General features: G+C 62.3%; 5 protein-coding genes and 1 pseudogene. 3 read left to right on the top strand and 3 right to left on the bottom strand.

The window, feature by feature from the left end:
* The first annotated feature begins 40 nt into the window (after nt 1-40).
* Together uraH and uraD are read left to right on the top strand one after the other, a co-directional pair.
* A complete protein-coding gene (gene uraH, locus MKL09_RS06835) occupies nt 41-394 on the top strand; it encodes a hydroxyisourate hydrolase (protein WP_244019101.1) in 354 nt (117 codons plus the stop codon).
* 6 nt (nt 395-400) lie between these two features.
* A complete protein-coding gene (gene uraD / locus MKL09_RS06830; protein WP_244019099.1) occupies nt 401-919 on the top strand; it encodes a 2-oxo-4-hydroxy-4-carboxy-5-ureidoimidazoline decarboxylase in 519 nt (172 codons plus the stop codon).
* Nucleotides 920-968: 49 nt separating this feature from the next.
* Here uraD and MKL09_RS06825 read toward each other — a convergent pair whose 3' ends face one another.
* From MKL09_RS06825 to MKL09_RS06815, 3 genes are all read right to left on the bottom strand, one after another.
* On the bottom strand, nt 969-1,385 hold the full coding sequence (locus MKL09_RS06825) for a DUF3830 family protein (RefSeq protein WP_244019098.1): 417 nt from the start codon (nt 1,383-1,385) through the stop codon (nt 969-971).
* Between the two features lie 99 nt (nt 1,386-1,484).
* A complete protein-coding gene (locus MKL09_RS06820) occupies nt 1,485-2,831 on the bottom strand; it encodes a dicarboxylate/amino acid:cation symporter (protein ID WP_244019096.1) in 1,347 nt (448 codons plus the stop codon).
* Nucleotides 2,832-2,922: 91 nt separating this feature from the next.
* Nucleotides 2,923-3,609, bottom strand: a complete 687-nt coding sequence (locus MKL09_RS06815; RefSeq protein WP_244019094.1) for a GntR family transcriptional regulator — start codon at nt 3,607-3,609, stop codon at nt 2,923-2,925.
* Nucleotides 3,610-4,273: 664 nt separating this feature from the next.
* Here MKL09_RS06815 and MKL09_RS06810 point away from each other — a divergent pair.
* Nucleotides 4,274-4,937 (top strand): annotated as a pseudogene (locus MKL09_RS06810) (hypothetical protein); the annotation flags it as partial.

Genomic DNA, 4,937 nt, shown 5'->3' with positions numbered 1-4,937 from the left:
AACGGATAGACCCCATCCCTCGCTCAGGACACCGAAGATCATGGCCGGCATCTCGACCCACGTCCTCGACACCGACCGCGGCCGTCCCGCCAGCGGGGTGCGCATCGACTTCTCGATGATGGAGGACGGCAAGTGGCGCCTGGTAAGAAGCGTCGTCACTAACGCCGATGGGCGCACCGACAAGCCGATCCTGCCCGGCGACGAGGCCAAGGTTGGCCAGTACGAGCTGGTGTTCCACGTCATCGACTACCTGAAGGCTCGGTCTGGCACGGCCGAGGCCGACATTTTCATCGACGACCCCGTGGTGCGCTTCGCGATCTTCGACGCCAAGCAGCATTATCACGTACCGATGCTGTGCGCGCCGGGCAGCTTCACCACCTACCGCGGCAGCTGAGGCCCCGTGCCCGACATCGCCGCCGTCAACGGCCTGGAGCGGGACGCCTTCGTCGTCCTACTCGGTGGGGTGTTCGAGCACGCCGTTTGGGTGGCGGAGGCCGCTTGGCTGGGCCGCCCCTTCGCCAGCGTCTCGGACTTGCACGCGGCGATGATGGCTGCAGTACGCGCCGCCCCGCCAGATCGGCGTCTGGCTTTCCTCAACGGTCATCCGGAACTCGCCGGCCCTGAGGCGCGGGCGAAGAGCATGACCGCCGAGTCCGTGAGCGAGCAGGGCGCCGCCGGGCTCGACCGGATGCCGCAGCAGGACGCGGACGCCTTCGATCGGTTGAACCCAGCCTATCGGCAGAAATTCGGCTTCCCGTTCATCGTTGCCGTGCGTGGCCGGGACCGAAGCGAGATCCTCGCGCTGTTCGAGACGCGCCTCCTGTGCTCGCGGGACGAGGAGGCGTCTGCCGTCCTCGATGAGATCGCCGCGATCACGCGGATGCGGCTCGATCGGCTGTTGAGCGAAGGAAGTATCTGATCCGCTATATAGTGGCCGATATCGCCCATCCGATCAGACGAATTGTTCATTATTCATGTATCTCGAAGACAATCGGTTGAGCGCCCTGCCACAGCGCCATCTCGCCGAGCTTACGCAGGTTCTCCAAGCCAGAGGTCAACGTGATGAAGTGGTTGCCCGCGAGCTGGCCCATCTTCGAGGCGAAATGCACGCCGCCGTAGGCGAGCAGGATTTCGGTCTCGCTGATGCCACCGGGATAGAGGATAATCTGCCCTGGGGCTGGGTAGCTGGTGTGGTTTTCGTAACTGACCCCAAAATCGAGGTCGCCCAGCGGCATCCACACGCCCTCGCCACTCCACCGCACATGTACCGCCTTGGTCATGAACGGCATGCGCACTCGAAAGGCGGCGCAGGTCTTCGGTGCTGCCTCCTCTTCAAACCGGGCACCAAACTCGAACGGCCCCGCCGTCACTCGCAACTCGCTCATTGATGCATACCCCTCTCTTCACCTCGAGCCGATCACGCCCTTCGGGACATGACCGCCCGCGATCCCTACGGATAATCGCGGGCGGTCGAAACGCCGACCTCAGGCGGGCTGCTCGCCCGTCGAGATGACCGCAATGTCCGACGGTGGGTTGTCGAGTACAGCCTGAGCCCGAGCCCGATCGAGATCGCCCTCCCAGGCGGCGACAACGACGGTCGCGACGCAGTTGCCGATTAGGTTACCGACGGCGCGCGCCATGCCGATGAACCAATCGACCGAGAGCACCAGTACGAGACCGATCGCTGGGATCGAGGGCACCGCATTCAGCGTCGCGGCCAGGATGACGATCGCCGAGCCCGGCACACCGTGGGCACCCTTCGAGGTGACGAGCGAGATGCCGAGCACGAGCATCAGGTCGCCGAACGACAGCGGCGTGCCAGTAGCCTGAGCGATAAACACCACCGCAAGCGTCAGGTAGATCGAGAAGGCGTCGAGGTTGAACGAGTAGCCGGTGGGTACGACGAGCCCGACGACCGACGGTTTGACGCCCATGTACTCGAGTTTGCGCATGATCTGCGGGAGCACGGCGTCTGACGACGCGGTGCCGAGCACAATGGTCAGCTCCTCGCGCAGGTAAGCCAGGAACTTGAAGATATTGACCCCGACGAGGCGCAGCACCGAGCCGAGGATGACGATAACAAAGAACGCGACGGCAAAGTAGAACAGCCCGACGAGGGATAGCAGCTGGGTGAGCGAACCGACGCCGTACTTGCCAACCGTATAAGCCACCGCACCGAGTACGCCGAGCGGGGCGACCCGCACGATCAGTCCCATCGCCTTGAACAGCACACCCGAGACCGCGTCGATCAGGTCGGTGACCTTCTTGCCCTGCTCGCCACCGTACAGCGCCAGTGCGACGCCGAAGAGGATCGCGAAGAACAGCACTTGGAGCACATCGTTGCGTGCCAGGGCATCGAATGAGGTCGTTGGGATGATGTTGAGGATAAAGCTGGAGAAGCCGCCGCCTTGGAGCTTGTGAGCGTTGTCCGCGTAGGTCGAGAGCGCTTTGCCGTCGAGGGTGGCGGTATTGATGTTCATCCCATGACCGGGGCCGACGAGGTAGGCGAGTATGACGCCAAGCGCGAGGGCAACCGTGGTCATGATCTCGAAGTAGACCAGCGCCTTGACGCCGACGCGGCCAACCTTCTTGAGGTCGCCGGTCCCCGCGATGCCGTGCACTACGACGCAGAACACGATCGGCGCGACGATCATCGAGATCAGCTTGAGGAAGCCGTCGCTGAAGAATTTCAAGCCGATCGCGAAGTCGGGCGCTGCCATCCCGAGCACGATGCCAAGCACCAGCCCGACGACGACTTGGAAGAACAGCGATTTGTAGAGCGGCTCGCGTGCCTTGTCCGACGCGGGAAGCGGTATCGAATGAGCCGACATCACGTGATCTCCTGAAGAATTCCAATCGGGGGGATACGCAACACGCGAGTCGGAGGTGGCTTTTCTTGTTTTGGCCCGGCCGAGCCCACCCTCATTCTCGTCGGGGTGAAAGTTTCAGGGCTTGGCGGAGGTTGGTCAGCGGATCGTCGTCCTTGGCTCGCGTGAGCCCGGCCTCGACGTTGCCGATGTGAGAAACCATGAGGTCGGCGGCCCGCTTCAAGTCGCCGCCGGCGAGCGCATTGGTGATCGCCTCGTGTTCGTCGCAGGACGCCGTCGCGTCGTGGACGGACTGGTAGAGTGCCGAGATCAGGACGGTGCGCGCCGTCAGGTCGCGCAGTATGTCGGCAAGTACGCGGTTGCCGAGGGCCTCGACGAGGCAGACGTGGAAGTCGCCGAGCAGGAAGCTGCGCGCCTCCAGATCGTCGGAGGCTATGGCCGCCCGCTCGCGGACGATGTGGGCCCGCAGCTTGTCGACGACTTCGGGTCCCAGTCGCTGGACGGCCATGAGGATGCCCATCTCGATGGCCTGACGGGCCTGGAATGCCTCCTGCGCCTCCTCGAAAGAAGGTTTGATCACGAACCAGCCTCGGCGGGAGCTGACCTGCACGATGCCGCGCGCCTCCAGCCGGATCAGCGCCTCGCGGGTCATGGTCCGAGAGACGCTGAACAGGGTGGCGAGGCTCTGCTCGCCGAGGCGAGTTCCAGCCGTGATGCGGCCTGCGAGGATGGCATCCACGATGACGCGATCAATAGAGTCAGGAGTGTCAGGTGCCTGCATGCGGATCAGACTTCCATACAAGATTGGAACGCAAGCAGCGTACCAACGCGGTGGGATCGCGCGGCCTACCGCAAATCAGGGCGTACGATCACCTGAGAAGTCTAGGAACTGACACCAGGACGGTCCTGCATCCTGAAAGGTTCAAGACCGAGCTTGGTGCAGTCATACGACCGCCTGGCTGATGACGACGGCAATCACTGCGTGGATGACGGCGTTGGGGTGAGGAACCAGACGCAGTCGAAGGGATCGTGGGACGTGTACAAGGTGCTGAGCACGATCAAGCCGACGGACGCCTACCCGCCGATCCGGGACGGGCTACGGCCCATCATGCCCAAATAAGACAGCCATCCTATCACGTTACGTGCCGGAAATCCGATCGTTTTCCAGGCGAGTAGTCTCAACCGTCATGTGCCCCACCAGACGGACTCACGTTTTGCCGGAAAAATTTGCCGGGTTTTCAAGCGCCGGAAAAACGCGCGGTCAGGCGTGCATGTCTGCTTCGAGCTACGGCTTGCCAGAAACCGGACGGGCAGCTTTCGGCCATAACCGGTCATTCGGCACCGCACCGCCTGCCATCAAAAACTTTCGCGGTGATCGCCTGCCAGAATTTGATTCAAGTTTCCGATCGGCCATTGCGCCGGCAAAAATGACTATAAATTAGAAGTTGTTTGACAGGCTTATTGCGGCAATTGATAAAGTTGCCAGCATGAAGCTAATTTATAGCGATGCAAATCAATCTAGCGCAGATCCATGGGATCATCTTTATCGCGTGGTTAAACCTGCGCTTGCCCTCGCTCCGGCCACGTTTCTAAACCACCTAGAGGACCATCAAACAGCAAACGGCGTTTCGCAAGCGGTCGCGACTTACGACAGCGCTCCGATCTTCGACTGGATGATGAGCCTCGTGCCGCTCCAGGGCATCTCCGATCAGATCGCATCGCGCTACGCCGAGCAGCATGGCGGGGTGGCAAACGCCGAAATCCAGGCGGCCTTGTCGGTACCTCAGAGGTGCACGCGCCTTACGAGCTACTGGCATTTTGAGGCATGCGGGTATCGCAGAGTCGACCGGACCTGCGCCGAACCGGCTCACATCGACGCCTGCACCTTACCCCTCCCGAGGCTGAGAAAAGGATCGCTGAACCAAGCCGCCTACAGCCTCGCCCTCTTCATTCGCGATGTCTGCGACGGCGACTTCGTCGGCTGGATCGATAAACGGCTCGCCGAGGCCGATCCCGGCTCTGGGGCACCCGAGCGTGGTCCGCGCATGCGGGAGGCCGTTCTCAGTCCCCTCTGCGAAATCTACGGCATCGGACCGAAGCTCTGGGCGA

Source organism: Methylobacterium sp. J-048 (genome assembly GCF_022829515.1).
In the GTDB taxonomy this organism is placed as follows: Bacteria; Pseudomonadota; Alphaproteobacteria; order Rhizobiales; family Beijerinckiaceae; genus Methylobacterium.
The sequence above is the reverse complement of the archived record's forward strand: the minus strand, read 5'-3'. Positions and strand labels throughout refer to the sequence as shown.